Genomic DNA, 22,521 nt, shown 5'->3' on the forward strand with positions numbered 1-22,521 from the left:
ATGATTGCATGAGGCCACGACAATGGGTCTTGTGCACAAGAACTGGTTCCCAGGGAGGGACACCGCCTGATGAAGAAACCGCGCGCGACCGCGACGACGAGCGGGTCGGACGGGCTGGCGTCAGCCGGCGATGTCGCCGCAATTGTTGCAGGCACGCATGGCGATCCTTTTGCAATCCTGGGCGTGCATGATGCCGGCAAGAGCCTGGTTGCCCGCTGCTTCGTCCCCAATGCCGAGTTCGTCACCGCATACACGCTGGCCGGCAAGAACGCCGGCGAACTCACGCGGCGCGACGACGCCGGTTTCTTCGAAGGCAGACTGTCGATCAAGAAGCGTCAGCCGCTGCGCTATCACGCCAAAAATGCCGGCGGCGACTGGTGGCTGACCGATTCCTATTCCTTCGGCCCGGTGCTCGGCCCGATGGACGACTACTATATCGCGCAAGGGTCGCACCTCAGGCTGTTCGACAAGCTCGGCGCCCATCTCCTCGACCATGAAGGCGCGTCGGGCGTCCATTTCGCCGTCTGGGCGCCCAATGCAAGGCGCGTCTCCGTGGTCGGCGACTTCAACGAATGGGACGGCCGCCGCCATACGATGCGCGACCGCCGCGACACCGGCATCTGGGAACTGTTCATTCCCGATATCGGCGCCGGCCACCCCTATAAATACGAGATCATTGCCCCCGACGGCGTGCGCCTGCCGCTCAAGGCCGATCCGTTCGCCTTCAAGTCTGAATTACGCCCGGCCACAGCATCGGTGACGGCGGTGCCCCCGGCGCATGAATGGGGGGACGAAGCGCATCGCGCTTACTGGCGAAAGGCCGATCCGCGGCGGGAAGCCATATCGATCTACGAGGTCCATGCCGGTTCGTGGCAGCAGCACGATGATGGCAGCTTCCTGTCATGGGACGAACTCGCCAACCAGCTCATCCCCTATGCTGTCGAGACTGGCTTCACCCACATCGAGTTCCTGCCGATCTCCGAACATCCCTATGACCCGTCATGGGGTTATCAGACAACCGGACTTTATGCCCCCTCGGCGCGCTTCGGCGACCCCGACGGCTTCGCCCGTTTCGTCGACGGTGCGCACCGCGCCGGCGTCGGCGTCATCCTCGACTGGGTGCCGGCGCATTTCCCGGTCGACGCGCATGGCCTCGCCAATTTCGACGGCACCGCACTCTACGAGCATGCCGATCCGCGCAAGGGTTTTCATCCCGACTGGAACACCGCGATCTATAATTTCGGCCGCCGCGAGGTGGTGTCGTTCCTCGTCAACAACGCGCTGTTCTGGGCCGAGAAATACCATGTCGACGGTTTGCGGGTCGATGCGGTGGCCTCGATGCTCTACCTCGATTATTCGCGCAAGGCCGGCGAATGGATCCCCAACGAGAAGGGCGGCCGCGAAAACCTCGAAGCGGTGTCCTTCCTGCAGAAGATGAACAAGGAGGTCTACGGCCACCATCCCGGCGTGATGACCATCGCCGAGGAATCGACCTCATGGCCGAAGGTCTCGGCGCCGGTGCATGAAGGCGGGCTGGGCTTCGGCTTCAAATGGAACATGGGCTTCATGCACGACACGCTGGAGTATTTCGCCAAGGAGCCGATCTTCCGCAAACATCACCACAACGACCTGACCTTCGGCCTGACCTACGCCTTTTCCGAGAATTTCGTGCTGCCGCTGTCCCATGACGAGGTCGTGCACGGCAAGGGCACGCTGCTCGGCAAGATGGCCGGCGACGACTGGCAGAAGTTCGCGACTTTGCGCGCCTTTTACGCCTTCATGTGGGGCTATCCCGGCAAGAAGCTGTTGTTCATGGGCCAGGAATTCGCCCAGCGCCGCGAGTGGAGCGAGGCGCGCGCGCTCGACTGGAACCTGCTCGACTTCCACCCGCATCGCGGCGTCTGGCAGACGGTGCGCGACCTCAACTATCTCTATCGCTCGCGCCCGGCGCTGCATGCGCGCGACTGCGAACCGGACGGCTTTTCCTGGCTGATCGTCGACGACAAGGAAAATTCGGTCTTCGCCTGGCTGCGCAGCGCGCCCGACGGCAACCCGATCGCCGTCATTTCCAACTTCACGCCGGTGCCGCGCGACAATTATCGCGTGCCATTGCCCAAGGTCGGCAAATGGCGCGAAATCATCAACACCGACGCTTCGGACTATGGTGGTTCGGGCAAGGGCAATGGCGGTGTGGTCGAAGCAAGGGCGGAAGGAGGAGGCATTTCGGCAACGATGCTTTTGCCGCCGCTGTCGACGATCATGCTTGAACTCGTTGCGGACTAGGTCCGTCGACTCGTTGCGGACCGGGCGATGCTCCAGACTGGTAATTTGGGAGGGTAAAAATGGCAGACTTGAAGAGAACCCAGCCGCTGGCGCGCGATGCCATGGCCTATGTGCTGGCCGGCGGCCGCGGCAGCCGGCTCAAGGAATTGACCGACCGCAGGGCCAAGCCGGCCGTCTATTTCGGCGGCAAGACGCGCATCATCGATTTCGCGCTGTCCAATGCGCTGAATTCCGGCATTCGTCGCCTCGGTGTCGCCACCCAGTACAAGGCGCATTCGCTGATCCGCCACCTGCAGCGCGGCTGGAACTTCCTGCGCCCGGAGCGAAACGAAAGCTTCGACATCCTCCCGGCCTCCCAGCGTGTCTCGGAAACCCAGTGGTATGAAGGCACCGCCGACGCCGTCTACCAGAACATCGACATCATCGAGGCCTATGGGCCCGAATACATGGTCATCCTGGCCGGCGACCATATCTACAAGATGGACTACGAGTTGATGCTGCGCCAGCACGTCGATGCCAATGCCGACGTCACCGTCGGTTGCCTCGAAGTGCCGCGCATGGAAGCGACCGGCTTCGGTGTCATGCATGTCGACGGCAAGGACAACATCATCGCCTTCGTCGAAAAGCCCGCCGACCCGCCCGGCATTCCCGACAAGCCGGAATTCGCGCTGGCCTCCATGGGCATCTATGTCTTCAAGACCAAGTTCCTGATGGAACAGCTGCGCCGCGATGCGGCCGAGCCAGGCTCCAGCCGCGACTTCGGCAAGGACATCATCCCCTACATCGTCCAGCACGGTAAGGCGATCGCGCATCGCTTCGCCAAATCCTGCGTGCGCTCGACGGCCGAGAACGAGGCCTATTGGCGCGATGTCGGCACGGTCGACGCCTACTGGGAAGCCAATATCGACCTGACCGACATTACCCCCGAACTCGACCTCTACGACCGTGACTGGCCGATCTGGACCTATGCCGAATTGAAGCCGCCGGCAAAGTTCGTGCATGACGAGGATGGCCGGCGCGGTTCGGCCGTGTCCTCGCTGGTCTCAGGCGATTGCATCGTCTCGGGTGCTTCGCTGAAGCGCAGCCTGATCTTCACCGGCGCGCGCATCAACTCCTATTCGACGCTGGAAGAGGTCGTCATGCTGCCCGACGTTCATGTCGGCCGGAACGCAAAGTTGAAGCGCGTCGTCATCGACCACGGTGTAAGGATACCGGAAGGGCTGGTGGTTGGCGAAGACCCTGTTCTCGACGCCAAGCGTTTCCGGGTTTCGGAAAAGGGCATCTGCCTGGTCACGCAGGACATGATCGACAAGCTGAAGCTGTAAGACGGGATACCATAGACGCATGCAGGTTCTGTCGGTCACGCCCGAAATATTCCCGCTGGTCAAGACCGGCGGACTTGCCGATGTGACCGGCGCATTGCCGATCGCGCTGGCCGCCAAGGGCGTGACCATGCGCACGCTCATCCCTGGCTTTCCCCAGGTGATGGACGCCTTCAAGAAAAAGAAAGCCGTCTACCAATATCCGCTGCTGCAGGGCGGCAAGGCTTCGGTCCATGCCGTCAAGATCGCCGGGCTCGACCTGTTCGTGCTCGACGCGCCGCATCTCTACGACCGTCCGGGCGGCCCCTACGGCAATGCGGCGGGCGCCGATTGGCCCGACAATTGGCGGCGTTTTGCTGCGCTGAGCCAGGTCGGCGGCGATATCGCCGGCGGCGCCATCTCCGGCTACCAGCCCGACCTGGTGCACGCCCATGACTGGCAGTCGGCGATGACGCTGGCTTACATGCGCTACGGCAAGGCGGTCGGCGTACCGTCGCTGATCACCGTTCACAACCTTGCCTTCCAGGGTCAGTTCGGCGCCGGCATTTTTGGCGAGCTCGGCTTGCCGGCCGCGGCGATGGCGCTCGACGGCGTCGAATATTATGGCGGCGTCGGCTTCCTCAAGGCCGGCCTGCAGGCGGCCTGGGCGATCACCACGGTGAGCCCCACCTATGCCCAGGAAATCCGCTCGCCGGAATTCGGCATGGGCCTCGACGGCCTCATCAACATGCGCTCTTCCGACCTCTACGGCATCGTCAACGGCATCGACACCGACATCTGGAACCCGGAGACCGACAAGCATCTGGTGTCGGCCTACTCCGCCGCGACGCTGAAGGCTCGCCTTCCCAACCGGGCGGTTGTCGAGGACCGCTTCAGCCTCGAGCGCGACGACAGTCCGATCGTCTGCGTCGTCAGCCGGCTGACCTGGCAGAAGGGCATGGACATACTGGCGGCTGTGGTCGACGGCGTCGTCGCCACCGGCGCGCGGCTGGCGATCCTTGGCTCAGGCGACGCCGGCCTGGAAGGCGCGCTGCTGGCTGCCACCGCCCGCCATCGCGGCCGTGTCGGCGTCGTCGTCGGCTATGACGAGGGGCTTTCCCACGCCATGCAGGGCGGCTGCGACGCCATCGTCATCCCGTCGCGCTTCGAGCCTTGCGGGCTGACCCAGCTTTACGGCCTGCGCTATGGCTGCGTGCCGGTCGTCGCCCGCACCGGCGGCCTTGCCGACACCATCATCGACGCCAATGAAGCAGCGATCTCGGCCGGTGTCGCCACCGGCTTCCAGTTCGCGCCCAACAATGGCGGCGCCATGCTGCACGCCATCCGCCGGCTGGTCGATGCGCATTCGAGCCCGGCCGTCTGGGAACAGATCCAGCGCCAGGGCATGAAGGCCGATGTCTCCTGGGACAAGAGCGCCGACAAATACGTTGAACTCTACCGCCTGCTGCTTTCGAAAAGGGTTGCCTGAAGCATGATCCGGACCGTCGCCACCAAACCCTATCTCGACCAGAAACCCGGCACGTCCGGCCTGCGCAAGAAGGTGCCTGTCTTTCAGCAGGAGCACTATGCCGAGAACTTCATCCAGTCGATCTTCGACGCGCTGGAGGGCTTTGAGGGCAAGACGCTGGTGATCGGCGGCGACGGCCGCTTCTACAACCGCGAGGTCATCCAGAAGGCCATCGCCATGGCGGCGGCCAACGGCTTCGGCAAGGTGATGGTCGGGCAGGGCGGCATATTGTCGACGCCGGCGGCGTCGCATGTCATCCGCAAATACAAGACCTTCGGCGGCATCATCCTGTCGGCCAGTCACAATCCGGGCGGCCCGCACGAGGATTTCGGCATCAAGTACAATGCCGGCAATGGCGGCCCGGCGCCGGAAAAGCTGACCGACGCGATCTTCGAAAAGACCAAGACGATTTCGAGCTTCAAGACGGTTGACATCGACCAGATCGACATCGACAAGATCGGCACGGTGACCGCCGGCGGCATGGCGGTCGAGATTATCGACCCGGTCACCGACTATGCCGAATTGATGGAGAGCCTGTTCGACTTCGACGCCATCCGCGCCAATTTCAAATACGGCTTCCGCATGCGCTTCGACGCCATGCATGCGGTCACCGGCCCGTATGCCAAGGAAATCCTCGAGCGCCGGCTCGGCGCGGAGAATGGCACCTGCCGCAACTACAAGCCGCTGCCGGATTTTGGCGGCCATCACCCGGATCCGAACCTGGTCCACGCCAAGCATCTCTATGACGAGATGATGGGACCGGATGCGCCCGATTTCGGGGCGGCTTCCGACGGCGACGGTGACCGCAATCTCATCATCGGCAAGGGCATTTTCGTCACCCCGTCGGATTCGGTGGCCATGCTTGCCGCCAATGCGCAGTTGGCGCCCGGCTACAAGGACGGCCTCAAAGGCATCGCCCGCTCGATGCCGACCAGCGGCGCGGCCGACCGCGTCGCCGAAAAGCTCGGCATCGGCATCTACGAAACGCCGACCGGTTGGAAGTTCTTCGGCAATCTGCTCGATGCCGGCATGGCAACGATCTGCGGCGAGGAAAGCGCCGGCACGGGCTCGAACCATGTCCGTGAAAAGGACGGGCTGTGGGCGGTGCTGTTGTGGCTGAACATCCTGGCCGTGCGCGGCGAAAGCTGCAAGGACGTCGTCACCGAACATTGGGCGACCTACGGCCGCAATTACTATTCACGTCATGACTATGAGGAGGTCGAAACCGAGCGCGCCAACGCCTTGGTCGACGAGTTGCGCGCCAAGCTCGCTTCGCTGCCCGGCACCAGCGTGCGCGGACTGAAGATCGCCAATGCTGACGACTTCGCCTATCACGATCCCGTCGACGGTTCGGTGAGCAAGAACCAGGGCATCCGCATCCTGTTCGAAGGCGGCTCGCGTGTCGTGTTTCGTTTGTCCGGCACCGGCACGTCGGGTGCTACGCTGCGCGTCTACATCGAGCGCTACGAGCCGGACAGAGCGCGGCATGATCTCGACACGCAAGAGGCGCTCGCTGACCTGATCGCGGCTGCCGATGATATCGCCGGGATCAAGAGCCACACCGGGCGCAACAAGCCGAGCGTGATTACTTGAGGGTGGTGACTTCTTTACCCTCCCCCTTGTGGGGAGGGTCGATCCGCNTTCGCGACCCTCCCCACAAGGGGGAGGGTGGAGGATGCGCCGATGACCCAACTCGGCGCAAAGGTCACTCCCGAAGGCATCCGTTTTGCCGCCTGGTCGTCCTCGGCGCGGCGGCTCTGGGTGTCGATCTTCGACGACACCGGCGCCCGCGAAATCGACCGGCTCGAACTCCAGCCGGAAAGCGAAGGCGTCCATGCGCTGTTCGTCGCCGGCCTTGCCGCGGGTACGCGCTACGGCTTTCGCGCCGACGGCGAATATGCGCCGGAGCGCGGGCTGTGGTTCGATCCCGACAAGCTGCTCACCGATCCCTACGCCGTCGAGATCGACCGGCCCTACCAGCATCATTGGCGGCTTGCCGCCCGGCGCAACGAAGGCGCCGACACCGCGCCACTGATGCCGAAGACCATCGCGCGGGCTCAACCGAAGCCGCTGCCGGCCAAGCCGCCTTTGTTCCAGCCAGGCGGCCTGATCTACGAACTCAACGTCCGCTCCTTCACCAGGCTGCATCCGGACGTACCGGAAGCGCAGCGCGGCACCATTGCAGCCCTTGCCCATCCGGCTATCGTCGAACATCTCAAGAAGATCGGCGTCTCCGCCGTTGAGCTAATGCCCGTGACGGCATGGGTCGATGAGCGCCATTTGCCGCCGCTGGGCCTCAGCAATGCCTGGGGCTACAACCCAGTCACCTTCATGGCGCTCGACCCGCGCCTGGCGCCCGGCGGCATCGCCGAGTTGCGCGATACTGTGGGGGTGCTGCGCAGGGCTGGCATTGGCACCATCCTCGATCTCGTCTTCAATCATACCGGCGAAAGTGACCGGCTCGGGCCGACGCTGTCGCTGCGCGGCCTCGACAATCAAGCCTACTACCGCAGCGAGCCGGACGGCAGGTTGGCCAACGACACCGGCACCGGCAACACGGTCGCCTGCGATCATCCGGTCGTTCGCGGCATGGTGCTCGACACGCTGCGCCATTTCGTCCGCCATGCCGGCGTCGACGGTTTCCGCTTCGACCTGGCGCCGGTCCTCGGTCGCGTCGATGGCGCATTCGATCCGGCAGCCCCGTTGCTCGAAACCATCGCAACCGATCCCATCCTTGCCGACAGGGTGCTGATCGCCGAGCCCTGGGACATCGGCCCGAATGGCTATCAGCTCGGCAATTTCCGGCCGCCTTACCTCGAATGGAACGACCGCTACCGCGACGACGTCAGGCGCTTCTGGCGCGGCGATGCCGGCGCGGTCGGTGCGCTGGCGACAAGGCTCGCCGGCTCCTCCGATGTGTTCGGCAGGGAGGGCCAATCCGCCAGCCGCACGGTCAACTTCATCGCCGCGCACGATGGCATGACGCTGGCTGATATCGTCGCTTATGAAGCCAAGCACAACCAGGCCAATGGCGAGAAGAACCGCGACGGCCACAATGAGAACCTGTCCTGGAACAATGGCGTCGAGGGCGAGACCTCCGACAAGGCGATTGCCGAGGCCCGTTCCGGTGATAGGCGCGCACTGCTTGCCACCTTGTTTGCCTCGCGAGGGACGATCATGCTGACGGCGGGTGACGAATTCGGCCGCACGCAACAGGGCAACAACAACGCCTATGCGCAGGACAATGCCATCACCTGGCTCGACTGGGCCGGGCGCGACGTCGCGCTGGAAGCCCATGTGTCGGCGCTCGCAGCTCTGCGCCGCGCGGTGCTGGCGCTTTCCGATACGCGCTTCCTGACCGGAGAGCCGCCGGCCGGTTCTGATGTGCCCGACGTCGCCTGGCTGACCGAGACCGGCGCGCCGCTCGGCGAAGCCGACTGGAACGATGGCTCGCGCCATCGCCTCGTCATGCTGCTCGGCGACGGCGGGGAGGGCCGCCTGGCTGTGATCGTCAATGGCGATCGCCGCCAATGCGTCTTCACGCTGCCCGCGCGGCAAGGGTTTGAATGGCAGCCGGCTGTTGAAGCGCAAGCGGTCGACCTCGCGTGGCCGCTGCCCGGCCGCAGTGTCAGTTTCATGATCGAGCGCCGGACCGCAAAGGCCCGCGCCAGGAAGGGTCCGTGATGGCCGACGACAATGCCCAGCCGGGACCCGAACAGAGCGCCGACTGGTGGCGCGGCTGCGTCATCTACCAGATCTATCCTCGCTCCTTCCAGGACACCACCGGCGACGGCAGCGGCGACCTCTCAGGCATCACCTCACGGCTGGCGCACGTCGCCTCGCTCGGCGTCGACGCCGTCTGGCTGTCGCCCTTCTTCAAATCGCCAATGGCCGATATGGGCTACGACGTCTCCGACTATCAGGCGGTCGATCCGATGTTCGGCACGCTCGACGACTTTGACGCGCTGGTTGCCGAGGCGCACAGGCTCGGCCTGAAGGTGATCATCGATCAGGTGTTGTCGCACTCCTCCGACAAGCACGAATGGTTTGTAGAGAGCCGTGCCAGCAAGGATAATCCCAAGGCTGACTGGTATGTCTGGGCCGACACCAGGCCGGACGGCAACGCGCCCAACAACTGGCTGTCGGTCTTCGGCGGCCCGGCCTGGGAGTGGGACGCGACCCGCCGGCAATACTACATGCACAATTTCCTCGCCTCGCAGCCGGACCTCAACTTCCACAATCCTGAGGTTCAAGACGCGTTGTTGCAGACGGTGCGGTTCTGGCTCGAGCGCGGCGTCGACGGCTTCCGCCTGGATACGGTCAACTACTATGTCCACGACCGCTGGCTGCGCAGCAACCCGCCGCTGGCGTCGAGCGTCGCCGGCACCAACGGCGAAACCAACACCTATCTCTTCCAGGAGCACCTGTTCGACAAGACGCAACCGGAAAACCTCGATTTCCTCAGGCGCTTCCGCGCTTTGCTCGACGAATATGACGGCCGCGCCAGTGTCGGCGAGGTCGGCGACGAAGGCCGCTCGCTGCAGACGCTGGCCGCCTACACATCCGGCGGCGACAAGCTCAACATGTGCTACACCTTCGACCTGCTCGGCCCGCAATTCTCAGCCGCCCATGTGCGCGGCTGCGTCGAGGCCTTCGAGGCAGCTGTCGCCGACGGCTGGGTCTGCTGGGCGTTCTCCAACCACGATGTCGTGCGCCATGTCAGCCGCTGGACGCGGCCGGGCGGCGATCCAGATGCGGTGGCGACATTCGCTATCGCTTTGCTCTCCTGCCTGCGGGGCTCGATCTGTCTCTACCAAGGCGAAGAGCTTGGGCTGGAGGAGGCGGAACTGACCTTCGAGGATCTGCGCGATCCCGTCGGCATCCGTTTCTGGCCGGGGGTAAAGGGCAGGGACGGCTGCCGCACACCGATGGTCTGGGAAGCGGGCGCCGACAATGCCGGGTTTTCCTCGGGAAAACCCTGGCTGCCGGTGCCGGAAAGCCACCGCGCTCGGGCGGTCGATATCCAGAACGCCGACGACAAGTCCGTGCTCGCCGGCTACCGGACGATGCTCGCCTTGCGCAAGGCGCATCTGGCGCTGGTCAAAGGCCCGATCCGCTTTCTCGATACCGACGGCGATTTCCTTGCCTTCATCCGGCAGGGCGAGGACGAGATATTGCTCTGCGTCTTCAATTTCGCCGACAAGCCGGCCGACTGGCGACTGCCGCCGGATCTCCAGCTTGTCGAGGCGATCGCCCTGGGTGGCGGTGCCGTCCTGCAGGAGGAGGGGCTGTTGCTGCCGGCCCTGGGCTGGTTTGTCGGCAAGGTAGGCTGATCTTTCAGGGACGCCGTCCGGCTTCAAAAAAGATCATGATCCGCGCAACCGGCGCCACGTTTTCCATTCGGGCTTCTTAGGTACTTTCGTTGAGCTTGGCCACGAACTGCATTCCTGGAATGTTTCCAGATGGTTGCGCTAATGACAACTGCTGAGGGCAAAACCTATACAGGACAACCACAAGCTGCACCCAATTGGACCTTGTAATATAGATTAGCTATGGCTGGTTTAAGGTGAGGATGCTCACTTAGCGTCAAGCAAGACTCGGTTGAAATAATATTTCCGTCTGTCTAGTCTCCTGCCACCAGCTGCCGGAACGGGAACCGGCGGCGCGCTCGAAGGGGCCAGAAATCGGTTCCGGGGCGTCAACACTCGTAAGGCGCAGCCGATGGGCAGCGCCACAGGGAGAGACTTCATGCTGAAAAATATGCTGAAGGCGACGCTTGTCGCCGCGACCATGACCTTTGCCGCAGGCACGTTCCTGACGCCGGCCCTTGCCGAGACCGTCTATAACAGAGGCAGCGCCGCCGAAGCGGAGACGGTCGATCCGCACAAGACCTCGACCGTCTACGAAGCCGATATCATACGCGACCTGTTCCAGGGACTGGTCATGCACGATCAGAAGACGAACCTCATCCCGGGCGCCGCCGAAAGCTGGACGGTATCTGATGACGGCACCGTCTACACGTTCAAGCTGCGCAAGGACGGCTTGTGGTCGGATGGCAGCCCGGTGACGGCGGACGACTTCGTCTATTCCTTCCGTAGGCTGGAGGATCCGGCGACCGCCGCCGAATACGCTTCCATGCTCTATCCCGTGAAGAACGCCGAGGAAGTCAACACCAAGAAAGGCAAGCCCGAGGACATGGGCGTCAAGGCGATCGACGCCAACACCCTGGAAGTGACGCTGAAGGCGCCGACGCCATACTTCCTGGAGATGCTGACCCACCAGGCTACCTACCCGGTCAACAAGGCCTCGATCGACAAGCTCGGCGCCGACTGGATCAAGGCGGGCAATCTCGTTTCGAACGGCGCCTATACATTGGCCGAGTGGATTCCCAACGACCACATGAAGCTGGTCAAGAATCCGAAATTCTGGGATGCCGCGACCGTCAAGATGGACGTCGTCAACTACATCCCGACCGAAGACCGCTCTTCGGCGATGAAGCGCTTCGAGGCAGGCGAACTCGACAGCTACGGCGACCTGCCGACCGAACAGCTCGCTGACCTCAAGACCAAGTTCGGCGATCAGGTCCGCGTCGGACCGTATCTCGGCACCTATTATTACGCGATCAAGACCGACAAGGCGCCCTGGGACAATGTCGAGCTGCGCAACGCCATCTCGATGGCTATCGACCGCGACTTCCTGGCCGAAAAGGTCTGGCAGAATTCCATGCTGCCTGGCTATTCGATGGTGCCTCCGGGCATCGCCGGCTACACGCCGGCAATGGCCAAATACGCCGACATGCCGCAGATCGACCGCGAGGACGCCGCCAAGAAGATCCTTCAGAAACTCGGCTATACGCCCGAGCATCCGCTGAAGATGGAGATCCGCTACAACACCTCGGAAAACCACAAGAACACCGCGGTTGCCATCCAGGAACAGTTGAAGCCGCTTGGCGTCGAGATCACGCTGCTCAACACCGATACCAAGACCCACTATTCCTTCCTCGAGCAGAAGGGCAACTACGACGTGGCGCGTGCCGCCTGGATCGCCGACTACAAGGATCCCGAGACCTTCCTCGGCATCACCCGCAAGGCCAGCGGCAACAACTATTCGAACTACGTCAGCCCGGCATATGAGGCGGCCATGGACAAGGCCGCGGCTGCCGGCGGCAAGCCGGAAGAGCGCATGAAGGACCTCACTGAGGCCGAGCGCATCCTTGTCGATGACGTCGGCAACATTCCGCTTCTCTACTACAGCTTCCACGATATCGTTTCCTCGAAGCTGCATGGCTTCGATGACAATGTGATGGACATCCATCCGTCCCGCTTCGTCTCCAAGGACTGATAATCATCCTTGACTGGACCGCCGCGCCCCATTTGGGCGCGGCGGACTGGTCGGTCATCGCACCGGTCCGAAAGTCGTGGTCGATTTTCGGCAAGCCCGGTGCGAAGATTTGGCGCCGGAGCGTGGCAATGCGTCCGCATGGACGTATGTCGCTCTGGCCGAAGCGGGGCGCCGATGCTGCGATACATCTTACGGCGGCTTCTGACCGCCATTCCGACGCTGTTCGTCATCGTGACCATGGCGTTCTTCCTGATACGCGTCGCACCGGGCGGCCCCTTCAATCAGGAGCGGGGCCTCAGTCCCGAGATCAGGGCCAATCTGGAAGCACAGTTCGGCCTCGACGATCCGCTCTGGCTGCAATATGCCCACTATCTCGGCAATCTTCTGCGCGGCAATTTCGGGCCGAGCTACAATTTGCCTGACTTCACCGTCACCGAACTGTTTGCCAAGGGGCTGCCGATATCGGTCCAGCTCGGCACCTCGGCGCTGATCCTGGCGCTGCTGCTTGGTTCGGTGCTCGGCACCATCGCCGCGCTCAACCAGAACAAGCTTGGCGACTATACGGTGATTGCGCTGGCGACCGCCGGCAGCACTATCCCCACCTTCGTCATCGCTCCTGTGATTCAGCTGGTGTTCGGATTGACCTGGAAGCTGTTGCCGATCGGCGGCTGGGGTGATGGCGCATTGATCAACAAGATCGGCCCGGTGCTGACGCTGGCCTTGCCGCAGATCGCCATCGTTGCCCGCCTGATGCGCGGGTCGATGATCGAGAGCTTGCGTTCGCATCATATCCGAACGGCGCGTGCGCTCGGCCTCTCCGACTGGTCGGTGGTGGTCAAGCACGCGCTGCGCGGCGCCATCCTGCCGATCGTTTCCTTCACCGGCCCCGCAGCCGCGGCGCTGCTCACCGGTTCGGTCATCGTCGAGACCATCTTCTCCATTCCCGGTGTCGGCCGCTATTTCGTCGATGCCGCGCTCAACCGCGACTACACGCTGGTGATGGGGACCGTGGTGGTGATCGCGCTCTTCACCATCGTCTTCAACCTGATCGTCGACGTCATGTACGCGGTCGTCGACCCGAGGGTACGCTATGACTGAGGGTGCGCTATGACCGACATCACAGCCGCCGCCGCTCCGCCGGCCGTCGTCGGCCGCTCGCTCTGGGGCGACGCATGGGCGCGCCTCAAAGCCAACCGCGCCGCCATGTTCAGCCTCTATTACCTGGCCTTCATTGGCGTCATCAGCATCTTCGGCCCCTGGTTCGTGCCGCATCAGTACACCACCATCTATGCCGACTATGTGCGCACGCCACCAAGCTTTTCAGCCTATCCGAAGCCGGACATGATCGAGACGGCGCTCAAGGATGCCATCAAGCGCATGCGCGTCGACATCAAGGAGTGGAAACTGGACGGCAGTCGCGTCACCGTCACCGTCACCTCGACCAAACCGATCGACGACCGCAACATCCGCTATCTCGACCGCTCCGATGCCTTCGACGATACCAAGATAGAGAGCAAATCGGCCGACGGGCTCGAATTGACTATGACTGCGTCGGTCAAACAGCAGTACTTCCTGTTCGGCACCGACAACACCGGTCGCGATCTTCTCTCGCGAACGCTGATGGCAGGGCGCATCTCGCTGGCCATCGGCCTGCTTGCCGGCATTGTCGCCGTGGTCATCGGCGTCCTCTACGGGGCGGCGGCCGGCTTTTCCGGCGGCAAGATCGACGAGGTGATGATGCGCATCGTCGACGTGCTCTATTCCTTGCCCTTCATTTTCTTTGTCATCATGCTGGTGGTGTTCTTCGGCCGCAATTTCGTGCTGATGTTCCTGGCGGTCGGGGCGGTGCTGTGGCTCGACATGGCGCGCATCGTGCGCGGCCAGGCGCTGTCGATCCGGCGGCAGGAGTATGTCCAGGCGGCCGAAGCCATGGGCGTCGGCCAGCGCGGCATCCTGCTGCGCCATGTCATCCCCAATCTGCTCGGACCAGTGGTGATCTACATGACGCTGCTGGTGCCGCAGGTCATCATCCTGGAAAGTTTCCTGTCCTTCCTCGGCCTTGGCGTGCAGGAACCGATGACCAGCTGGGGCGTGCTCATCTCCGTCGGCGCCAAGAACATCGGCACCGCCAACTGGCTGCTTTTGTTCCCCGCCTTCTTCCTCGTGTCGACGCTGTTTGCACTGAACTTCGTCGGCGACGGCCTGCGCGACGCGCTCGATCCGAGAGACCGATGAAGATGGGACCGATAAAGATGGGGACCGATAAGATGGGGACCGTTGCGATGGAAACGCCCGAAACGATCCTCAGCGTCAAGGACCTTCGCGTCCGCTTCCGCACGCTCGACGGCGCGGTCGAAGCGGTCAAGGGCATCAACATCCACGTCAAGGCAGGTGAAACCGTTGCCGTGGTCGGCGAATCCGGATCCGGCAAGAGCCAGACCATGATGGCGGCGATGAGCCTGCTGGCGTCCAACGGCGAGGCGACGGGTCACGTCGATTATCGCGGCCGCAACCTTTTGACCATGAGCAAGCCCGACCTCAACAAGGTGCGCGGCGCCAAGATCAGCATGATCTTCCAGGAGCCGATGACCTCGCTCGATCCGCTCTATTCGATCGGCAACCAGCTTATTGAACCGATCCGCAAGCACCGCGGGCTGAACGCAGCCGAGGCACGGAACGAGGCGCTCAAGTTGCTCAGGCTGGTGCATATCCCCGATCCCGAGCGGCGGATGAAATCCTATCCGCACGAAATGTCGGGTGGCCAGCGCCAGCGCGTCATGATCGCCATGGCATTGGCCAACGACCCCGACATCCTGATCGCCGACGAGCCGACGACGGCGCTCGACGTCACCATCCAGGCGCAGATCCTGGTGCTGCTCGCCGAATTGCAGCGCAAGCTCGGCATGGCCATCGTCTTCATCACCCACGATCTCGGCATCGTCCGGCGCTTTGCCGACCGCGTCTATGTCATGCGCTATGGCGAGGTGGTCGAGGAAGGCGAGGCGGAAGCACTTTTCGCCAACCCGCAGCATGCCTATACCAAAATGCTGCTGGCCGCCGAACCGACCGGCACCAAGGCGGCGCCGCCGCCCAGCGCTCCGGTGCTGCTGGAGGGCCGCAATGTCGAAGTGACCTTCAAGATCGGCGGCGGCTTCCTTGCCGGCGAACCGCTGCTGCTACGCGCCGTCGATCACATTTCGATCCGGCTGAAGCGCAACCAGACCATCGGTATCGTCGGCGAGTCCGGTTCGGGAAAATCGACGCTCGGCCGCGCACTTCTGCGCCTGTTGCCCAGCGACGGTGTCATCCGCTTCGGCGACCGCGACATCTCCACCGCCGACCGCCAGGCGATGCGACCGCTGCGACGTGAGATGCAACTCGTCTTCCAGGATCCGTTCGGCTCGCTGTCGCCGCGCATGACCGTCGGCCAGATCATCACCGAAGGGCTTCTGGTGCATGAGCCGAACCTGTCAGGCAAGCAACGCGATCAGCGCGCCGTCGAGGCTTTGCTCGAGGTCGGACTCGATCCCAACGCACGCAACCGCTACCCGCACGAATTCTCCGGCGGCCAGCGCCAGCGCATCGCCATCGCGCGTGCCGTGATCCTGAAGCCTAAACTGGTGGTGCTGGACGAGCCGACTTCGGCGCTCGACCGCTCGGTGCAGAAGCAGATCGTCGAATTGCTGCGCAAGCTGCAGGCCGACCACGAACTGTCCTACCTCTTCATCAGCCACGATCTCTCCGTGGTGCGCGCCATGGCCGACTACATCATCGTCATGAGGCAGGGCAAGATCGTCGAGGAAGGGCCGACGGAAGAGATCTTCAGCAACCCGAAGGCGGCCTACACGCAGACGCTGATGGCTGCGGCAATCGATGTGACCCGGTTCCGGTTGAGTGCTTGAGATAGTCGCGTGAGGTTAATCAACAGGGCAGGGCCGAATCGCTCAGCCCGCTGACCTGGGGCATCGGCTGGTCCTCGTGGCGACAATGGCCGCCTCGCGCTCTTTCAGCCGTTCGATCCTGGCCGTCTCGCGGTTGGCGACGGCGCTCTTGACGCGTGCCCCGCCGAGCAGCCAGTTCGGCACGCTGGTGTTGGTGACCTTGCCGCGGGTGATGGCGGTCTGCGAGATTTCGCGCGCGGTATCGCCCACCGCATTGTTGAGCTCGGCGCATGTCATGCGGTCGTATTTCGCCGGGTTGACCGCGCTGCCCAGCGATGAGCAGCCTGCCATCAGGAAAAGAACAAGCATCGCTGACAGCCGGCCTGCGCTTGAAATAAACAAATTCATCTTCCGCAAACCTCGTTCCGGGCCGCTGTCTCGGCGGCATTCCTATTATCGAGTTAGCGCGGATGGTTGTCGCGTCAAAACACCATGCTGACAGCGACGCCGACGCGGCCGGTTTGCATCAAGCTATCTTGTGGGTCGGGAGAACAAACACCTAAGTGTCTGTTTTTTCTGGTCGGAGTGGCAGGATTTGAACCTGCGACCCCCTCGTCCCGAACGAGGTGCGCTACCAGGCTGCGCTACACTCCGTGACCAGACCGCGGGCTTATAGCTGCCGCATACCGTTCCTGCAAGCGGCAATGGCAGCGCTTCTGTCGCATTTCGTTGGCTTTCGTTGGGCATTGCCGCAAAGCTTGGCTTTCCTCCCGGGATAAACCCGGCTTAAAGCCTTGTGTGCTAAGTCGCAGCCTCGATAGATCGTGTTTTCGCCATCTGGAGCTTTGCTGCCTTGCCCCTGAAAATCGTAGGCGACGCCCGGCCCAACAGCTTCGAATTCGAAACCGAAGCGCTGATCAAGGCGTCCGGCTTTCGCGAATACGACGCGCGCTGGTGGTTTGGCCATGCCGGTTCGACGCAACCGCCGGACCTGAACCTGATCGGCGTCCAAGCGTTGGGCATGGGCCTGGGCACCTTGATCCGCCGTCTTGGCGCGGGTCCCGACATCGTCACCGGGCATGATTTCCGTTCCTATTCGCTTGCCATCAAGCTGGCGCTGGTTTCCGGCCTGATGGCTGCGGGCGCAAAGGTGAAAGACATTGGCCTGGCGCTGTCGCCCATGGCCTATTTCGCCCAGTTCGCGCTCGACGCGGCATCCGTCGCCATGGTCACGGCATCGCACAACGATAATGGCTGGACCGGAGTCAAGATGGGTGCGGCGAGGCCGCTGACCTTCGGACCAGAGGAGATGAGCGCACTGAAACAGATCGTGCTGTCGAGCGACTTCGATCTCGCCGGCGGCGGCTGCTACGATTTCGTCGCCGGTTTTCGCGAGACCTATCTCGACGACCTGACTCAGGACAAGCGCATCGCGCGCAAGATCAGGGTTGTGGCGGCTTGCGGCAACGGCACCGCCGGCGCCTTCGCGCCGCAGGCGCTGGAGCGCATCGGCTGCGAGGTGATCCCGCTCGATGTCGAGCTCGACCACAGTTTTCCGCGCTATAACCCGAACCCGGAAGACATGCAGATGCTGCATGCCATCCGCGACAAGGTGCTGGAGACCGGCGCCGATGTCGGGCTGGGCTTCGACGGCGACGGCGACCGTTGCGGCGTGGTCGACAATGAGGGCAACGAGATCTTCGCCGACAAGGTCGGCGTCATGCTCGCGCGCGATATCTCCAGCCAGCATCCCGGCTCGACCTTCGTCGTCGATGTCAAATCGACCGGCCTGTTCAACACCGACAGCGTTTTGCGTGGCAACGGCGCGAAGACAGATTACTGGAAGACCGGCCATTCCTATATCAAGCGCCGGGTCGCCGAGCTTGGCGCCGTCGCCGGATTCGAGAAGTCGGGCCATTTCTTCTTCAACCCGCCGATCGGCCGCGGCTATGATGACGGTCTCATCACGGCAATAGCCATTTGTGAGATGCTCGACCGGAACCCCAGAAATTCGATGGCCGATCTCTATCGCGCGCTGCCGCTGACCTTCGGCACGCCGACCATGTCCCCGCATTGCGCCGACGATGTGAAATACGGCGTGGTCGATCGGGTGGTGGCGGACTTCCAGGCGATGCAGCGCGCCGGCAAGACTTTTGCCGGCCAGAAGATCGCTGACCTGATCACCGTCAACGGCGTGCGCGTCGTGGCTGAGGACGGCACCTGGGGGCTGGTGCGGGCGTCATCGAACAAGCCGGAGCTTGTCGTGGTTGTCGAAAGCCCGACATCGTCCGACCGCCGCCGGCAGATGTTCGAGGCCGTCGACGCCGTGCTGCGCCGCAGCCCCGAAGTCGGCGCTTACAACCAGACGTTCTGATTGGACCTTTCATGAGCGAGCGCATCGTCAGTTTTGTCATGAGCGGCGGTGTCGGCTCGCGGCTGTGGCCGCTGTCGCGCGAGGACAACCCGAAACAGTTCCACGATCTTTCCGGCGACGGCTCGATGCTGGCCAAGACACTGCGCCGGCTGACGGCGCGGCCGGAGGGCGAAACGCCGATCTTCTTGATCGCCGCCGAGCGCCATGCCGAGCGCGTGCATGCCGACCTTGCCGGACTCGACCTCGCCGGCGGTGGCCCGCTGTTCGAGCCGACCGGGCGCAACACGGCTGCCGCCGTGGCGCTGGCCGCGCTGCGCACGCTTTCTGAATTCGGCGACAGCCTGGTTCTGGTGGTTCCGTCCGACCACGAAATCGCCACCCCCAGGCAGTTCTGGCAGAGCGTCGAGGCGGGCAGCCAGGCAGCGCTTGCCGGCCGTCTGGTGGTGTTCGGCATCAAGCCGACGCAGCCCGAGACCGGCTATGGGTATATCGAAGTCGCAGCCGAAAGCGGCGGCGTCTTCGACGTGTCGCGCTTCGTCGAAAAGCCCGACCTCGGCACTGCGCAGAGCTATCTCAGTGCGGGCACCTTCTACTGGAACACCGGCATTTTCCTGTTTCGCGCCGGCGCCATGCGCGACGCCTTCGCCACCTTCCAACCCGACATCTGGCAGGCCACCGAAACCGCCTACAAGGCGGCAACGAGCGACCTGTCCGGCCTCTATATGCCGCTCGACCTCTACGCCGCCATCCCGTCGAACTCGATCGACTACGCCATCATGGAACGGGCCAAGGACATCGCCATGGTGCCGGCCGGCTTCCGCTGGAACGACCTCGGCTCCTGGCAGTCGCTGCTTGATGTCGGCCCTGCCGACGCCAAGGGCAATGTCGTCGTCGGCGATGTCGTCGCCATCGATTGCGAGAACTCCTACATCCGCAGCGACGGCCGGCTTTTGTCGGCGATCGGCATGAAGGATGTCGCCATCGTCTCGACCGCGGACGCCACCTTCGTTGCCCCGGTCAGTCACAGCCAGCACGTCAAGAAGATCGTCGAGCAGCTGGAAAAATCGGGCCGTCTGGAAACCAGGTTCACCCCGGCGCATGACCGCGTCATCGAAAGCGGTGCCTGGCGGCGGCGCGTGCATCACTGGCTGTTCGAGGAGACCTTGCCGCTGTGGTCGACTTCAGGCGTCGATGAGCGTCATGGCGGCTTCCACGAGGCGCTCGGCTTCGACGGCGAGGCGCTGTTGAAGCCCAAGCGCATGCGCACGACGGCGAGGCAAGTCTACGCCTTCGCCGTTGCCAAGGCCCGCGGCTGGGACGGTCCAGCCGATCGCCTGATCTCCCATGGCATCGCCTTCATGGCCGGCAAGGGCCGCACGGACCGGGGCGGCTGGGTGCGCACGCTCAATGTCGACGGCTCCGTCGCCGACCCAACCGAGGATGCCTACGACCATTCCTGCGTGCTGCTGGCGCTGGCGCATGCGCATATGTGCGGCGATCCGGATGCGCTGCGGCTGGGCCAGGAGACCTTCGTGTTCCTCGACGCGCATCTCGAGGACAGCCGCATGACCGGCTTTCTCGAGACATCCGATGGCGAGGGCGAGCGGCGCTCCAACCCGCATATGCATCTGCTCGAGGCCTTCCTCGCCTGGTATAAGGCGACCGGCGACCGCACCTATCTGCGCCGCGCCGCGCGCATCATCGACCTTTTCCGCAGTCATTTCTTCGATGCCGAGAGCTGGACGCTGGGCGAATATTTTGACGCCGGGTGGAAGCCGGCCGCCGGCGAGAAGGGCACATGGACCGAGCCCGGCCATCATTTCGAATGGGCCTCGCTGCTCACCGATTTCGTCGCCCGCAGCGGCCAGGGCGAGTTGAGCAATTTTGCCCGCAAGCTCTACGCCTCGGCCATCGCCAACGGCCTCAACCGCGCCACCGGCCTTGCCTACGGTGCGGTCTCCAGACAGGGCCTGCCGCTCGACCTTGTGTCGCGGAGCTGGCCACAGGCCGAAGCGATCAAGGCGGCGATTGCGCTGGATGGCTCGGGTGGTCCCGACCTCAAGCCGGAGATCGAGGCGCGCGTCGGCCGCCTGTTCCGCTGGCACATCGATCCGGCCCCGCTCGGCCTGTGGATCGACCGCATCGACGAACGCGGCCGCTCCTTGGCATCGGACGTGCCGGCCAGCATCTTCTATCATCTGGTCTGCGCGCTGACGCAGTATCTGGACGGCACGGCGCAGAAGGGGTGAGGTTGTTGAGAGGCCGGTGCGAGGCACCCCCCTCTGCCGTGCAGGGCAGAGGGGGGGTGCCTCGCGCCAACCCCTCAATACGGGCTCGCTACATCCCCGGTCTCGACATACACCGCCTTCAGCTGCGAATAGAGCGCTAAAGCCGCCAGCGAGTTCTCGCGCCCAATGCCGGATTGCTTCACCCCGCCAAACGGAATTTCCACCGGCGTCAGATTGTAGGCGTTTATCCAGCAGGTGCCGGCCTGCAGTTCGGCGATCACCCTATGAGCGCGCTGCAGGTCGCGGGTGAAGACGCCGGCGGCGAGGCCGAATTCGGTGTCGTTGGCGCGGTCGATCACCTCGTCCTCGCCGTCGAACTTCAGCACGCTCATCACCGGCCCGAAAATCTCCTCGCGCGCAATGCGCATCGTATCGGTGACACCGGTGAACACCGTCGGCTCGACAAAGAAGCCGCCATCGAAACCTTGCAGCGACGGCACGTTGCCACCGCAGGCGAGCGTTGCTCCATCCTGCCTGCCGGCCGCGATGTAGGAAACGACCTTCTCCTGCTGCGCCTTGTTGACCAGCGGCCCCATCTGCGTCTCAGGATCGAGCGGATCGCCGATGCGGATCTTTTTCGTCCGCTCGACCAGCCGGTCGACGAAGCGGTCATGGATGCCGCTCTGCACGAAGACGCGCGTGCCGTTGGAGCAGATCTGCCCGGTCGAATAGAAATTGCCGAGCATGGCGCCGCCGACGGCGTTTTCGAGATCGGCATCGTCGAACACGATCAGCGGCGACTTGCCGCCGAGCTCCATGGTAGCGTGCTTCATCTTCGAACCGGCGAGCGACAGCACCTTGCGGCCGGTCGGCACCGAGCCGGTCACCGAAACCTTGGCAACGACATCATGGCCGACGAGGCCGGCGCCGACTTCGCCATAGCCTTGCACGACGTTGAACAGCCCGTCGGGCAGGCCCGCCTCTGAGTAGATCTCGGCCAGCGCCAGCGCCGACAGCGGCGTGTTCTCCGAAGGCTTGAATACCATGGCGTTGCCCATGGCGAGCGCCGGGGCGGATTTCCAGCCGGCGATCTGGATCGGATAGTTCCAGGCGCCGATGCCGACGCACACACCGAGCGCCTCGCGGCGCGTATAGGCAAAAGGTCCACCAAGATCGATCGCCTCGCCGTTGAAGGCGGCAACCGCGCCGCCGAAATATTCGAGGCAGTCGGCGGCCGATAGTGCATCCGCCACCAGCGTCTCCTGGATCGCTTTGCCGGTGTCGAGCGTCTAGATCCGCGCCAGATCGGCGTTGCGCGCGCGCAAAATGTCGGCGGCGCGGCGCAGGATGCGGCCACGCTCAACCGGCTTCATCCGCGCCCAGGCCGGTTGTGCGGCCCGCGCGGCTTCGATGGCGAGCTCCAGCACGTTCGGAGTCGCCGAATGCAAAGTGGCGATGACCTCACCGGTCGCCGGATAGATCACCGGCAGCGGCGCGCCGCCTTCGTCCTCGATGTAGCGGCCGTTGACATAGTGCGATGCCGTTGGCTGGGCGCGCATGCTGTTCTCCAGATGTATTCGCTATT

13 protein-coding genes, 1 tRNA gene and 1 pseudogene are annotated in these 22,521 nt (G+C 63.5%); 12 read left to right on the forward strand and 3 right to left on the reverse strand.

The genetic code is table 11. The features are described from left to right. The first annotated feature begins 69 nt into the window (after positions 1 to 69). From glgB to X771_RS157490, 10 genes are all read left to right on the forward strand, one after another. Entirely contained in the window at positions 70 to 2,283 is a 2,214-nt protein-coding gene (glgB, locus tag X771_RS157535; protein WP_023687198.1) for a 1,4-alpha-glucan branching protein GlgB, read from the forward strand. Positions 2,284 to 2,342: 59 nt separating this feature from the next. Then, entirely contained in the window at positions 2,343 to 3,608 is a 1,266-nt protein-coding gene (glgC, locus tag X771_RS157530) for a glucose-1-phosphate adenylyltransferase (RefSeq protein WP_023670729.1), read from the forward strand. 19 nt (positions 3,609 to 3,627) lie between these two features. Beyond that, entirely contained in the window at positions 3,628 to 5,073 is a 1,446-nt protein-coding gene (gene glgA, locus X771_RS157525; RefSeq protein WP_023687199.1) for a glycogen synthase GlgA, read from the forward strand. 3 nt (positions 5,074 to 5,076) lie between these two features. After that, positions 5,077 to 6,705: an alpha-D-glucose phosphate-specific phosphoglucomutase gene (locus X771_RS157520; protein WP_023687200.1), complete on the forward strand. Its 1,629-nt coding sequence runs from the start codon at positions 5,077 to 5,079 to the stop codon at positions 6,703 to 6,705. A 90-nt stretch (positions 6,706 to 6,795) separates the two neighbouring features. After that, positions 6,796 to 8,796 carry a glycogen debranching protein GlgX gene (glgX, locus tag X771_RS157515; RefSeq protein WP_023687201.1) on the forward strand — a complete coding sequence of 667 codons (2,001 nt, stop codon included), beginning with the start codon at positions 6,796 to 6,798 and terminating at the stop codon, positions 8,794 to 8,796. After that, the gene (locus tag X771_RS157510) at positions 8,796 to 10,445 is read left to right on the forward strand and encodes an alpha-glucosidase family protein (RefSeq protein WP_023687202.1); all 1,650 of its coding nucleotides are present in this window, start codon (positions 8,796 to 8,798) and stop codon (positions 10,443 to 10,445) included. Before glgX ends, X771_RS157510 begins: the two co-directional genes overlap by 1 nt. A gap of 415 nt (positions 10,446 to 10,860) precedes the next feature. After that, a complete protein-coding gene (locus tag X771_RS157505) occupies positions 10,861 to 12,453 on the forward strand; it encodes a peptide ABC transporter substrate-binding protein (protein ID WP_023687203.1) in 1,593 nt (530 codons plus the stop codon). A gap of 174 nt (positions 12,454 to 12,627) precedes the next feature. Beyond that, positions 12,628 to 13,551, forward strand: coding sequence for an ABC transporter permease subunit (locus X771_RS157500; RefSeq protein WP_023684574.1), 924 nt, complete (start codon positions 12,628 to 12,630; stop codon positions 13,549 to 13,551). 9 nt (positions 13,552 to 13,560) lie between these two features. Next, the gene (locus X771_RS157495; RefSeq protein ID WP_023670736.1) at positions 13,561 to 14,688 is read left to right on the forward strand and encodes an ABC transporter permease subunit; all 1,128 of its coding nucleotides are present in this window, start codon (positions 13,561 to 13,563) and stop codon (positions 14,686 to 14,688) included. A gap of 47 nt (positions 14,689 to 14,735) precedes the next feature. Continuing rightward, complete coding sequence (locus X771_RS157490) at positions 14,736 to 16,355, forward strand: ABC transporter ATP-binding protein (protein WP_023687204.1); 1,620 nt, start codon at positions 14,736 to 14,738, stop codon at positions 16,353 to 16,355. 42 nt (positions 16,356 to 16,397) lie between these two features. On the opposite strand, the gene X771_RS157485 is transcribed toward X771_RS157490, so the two are convergent. Together X771_RS157485 and X771_RS157480 are read right to left on the reverse strand one after the other, a co-directional pair. Then, on the reverse strand, positions 16,398 to 16,703 hold the full coding sequence (locus tag X771_RS157485; RefSeq protein WP_245262528.1) for a hypothetical protein: 306 nt from the start codon (positions 16,701 to 16,703) through the stop codon (positions 16,398 to 16,400). A gap of 208 nt (positions 16,704 to 16,911) precedes the next feature. Then, a tRNA-Pro gene (locus X771_RS157480) sits at positions 16,912 to 16,988 on the reverse strand. 199 nt (positions 16,989 to 17,187) lie between these two features. Between X771_RS157480 and X771_RS157475 the strand changes: the two genes are divergently transcribed. Together X771_RS157475 and X771_RS157470 are read left to right on the forward strand one after the other, a co-directional pair. Then, the gene (locus X771_RS157475) at positions 17,188 to 18,708 is read left to right on the forward strand and encodes a phosphomannomutase/phosphoglucomutase (RefSeq protein ID WP_023687205.1); all 1,521 of its coding nucleotides are present in this window, start codon (positions 17,188 to 17,190) and stop codon (positions 18,706 to 18,708) included. An 11-nt stretch (positions 18,709 to 18,719) separates the two neighbouring features. After that, the gene (locus X771_RS157470) at positions 18,720 to 20,957 is read left to right on the forward strand and encodes a mannose-1-phosphate guanylyltransferase/mannose-6-phosphate isomerase (protein ID WP_023687206.1); all 2,238 of its coding nucleotides are present in this window, start codon (positions 18,720 to 18,722) and stop codon (positions 20,955 to 20,957) included. A gap of 74 nt (positions 20,958 to 21,031) precedes the next feature. On the opposite strand, the pseudogene betB reads toward X771_RS157470, so the two are convergent. Continuing rightward, positions 21,032 to 22,495 (reverse strand): annotated as a pseudogene (gene betB / locus X771_RS01000000164770) (betaine-aldehyde dehydrogenase). Positions 22,496 to 22,521 lie beyond the last annotated feature (26 nt).

The sequence above is a fragment of the Mesorhizobium sp. LSJC269B00 genome, from assembly GCF_000502815.1.
GTDB lineage: Bacteria > Pseudomonadota > Alphaproteobacteria > Rhizobiales > Rhizobiaceae > Mesorhizobium.

Coding starts and splice junctions, on each gene's coding strand:
- glgX (WP_023687201.1), top strand. CDS start 6,796: ATGACCCAACTCGGCGCAAAGGTCACTCCCGAAGGCATCCGTTTTGCC.
- X771_RS157495 (WP_023670736.1), top strand. CDS start 13,561: ATGACCGACATCACAGCCGCCGCCGCTCCGCCGGCCGTCGTCGGCCGC.
- X771_RS157510 (WP_023687202.1), top strand. CDS start 8,796: ATGGCCGACGACAATGCCCAGCCGGGACCCGAACAGAGCGCCGACTGG.
- X771_RS157470 (WP_023687206.1), top strand. CDS start 18,720: ATGAGCGAGCGCATCGTCAGTTTTGTCATGAGCGGCGGTGTCGGCTCG.
- X771_RS157500 (WP_023684574.1), top strand. CDS start 12,628: ATGCTGCGATACATCTTACGGCGGCTTCTGACCGCCATTCCGACGCTG.
- glgB (WP_023687198.1), top strand. CDS start 70: ATGAAGAAACCGCGCGCGACCGCGACGACGAGCGGGTCGGACGGGCTG.
- X771_RS157490 (WP_023687204.1), top strand. CDS start 14,736: ATGGAAACGCCCGAAACGATCCTCAGCGTCAAGGACCTTCGCGTCCGC.
- glgA (WP_023687199.1), top strand. CDS start 3,628: ATGCAGGTTCTGTCGGTCACGCCCGAAATATTCCCGCTGGTCAAGACC.
- X771_RS157505 (WP_023687203.1), top strand. CDS start 10,861: ATGCTGAAAAATATGCTGAAGGCGACGCTTGTCGCCGCGACCATGACC.
- X771_RS157520 (WP_023687200.1), top strand. CDS start 5,077: ATGATCCGGACCGTCGCCACCAAACCCTATCTCGACCAGAAACCCGGC.
- glgC (WP_023670729.1), top strand. CDS start 2,343: ATGGCAGACTTGAAGAGAACCCAGCCGCTGGCGCGCGATGCCATGGCC.
- X771_RS157485 (WP_245262528.1), bottom strand. CDS start 16,703: ATGCTTGTTCTTTTCCTGATGGCAGGCTGCTCATCGCTGGGCAGCGCG.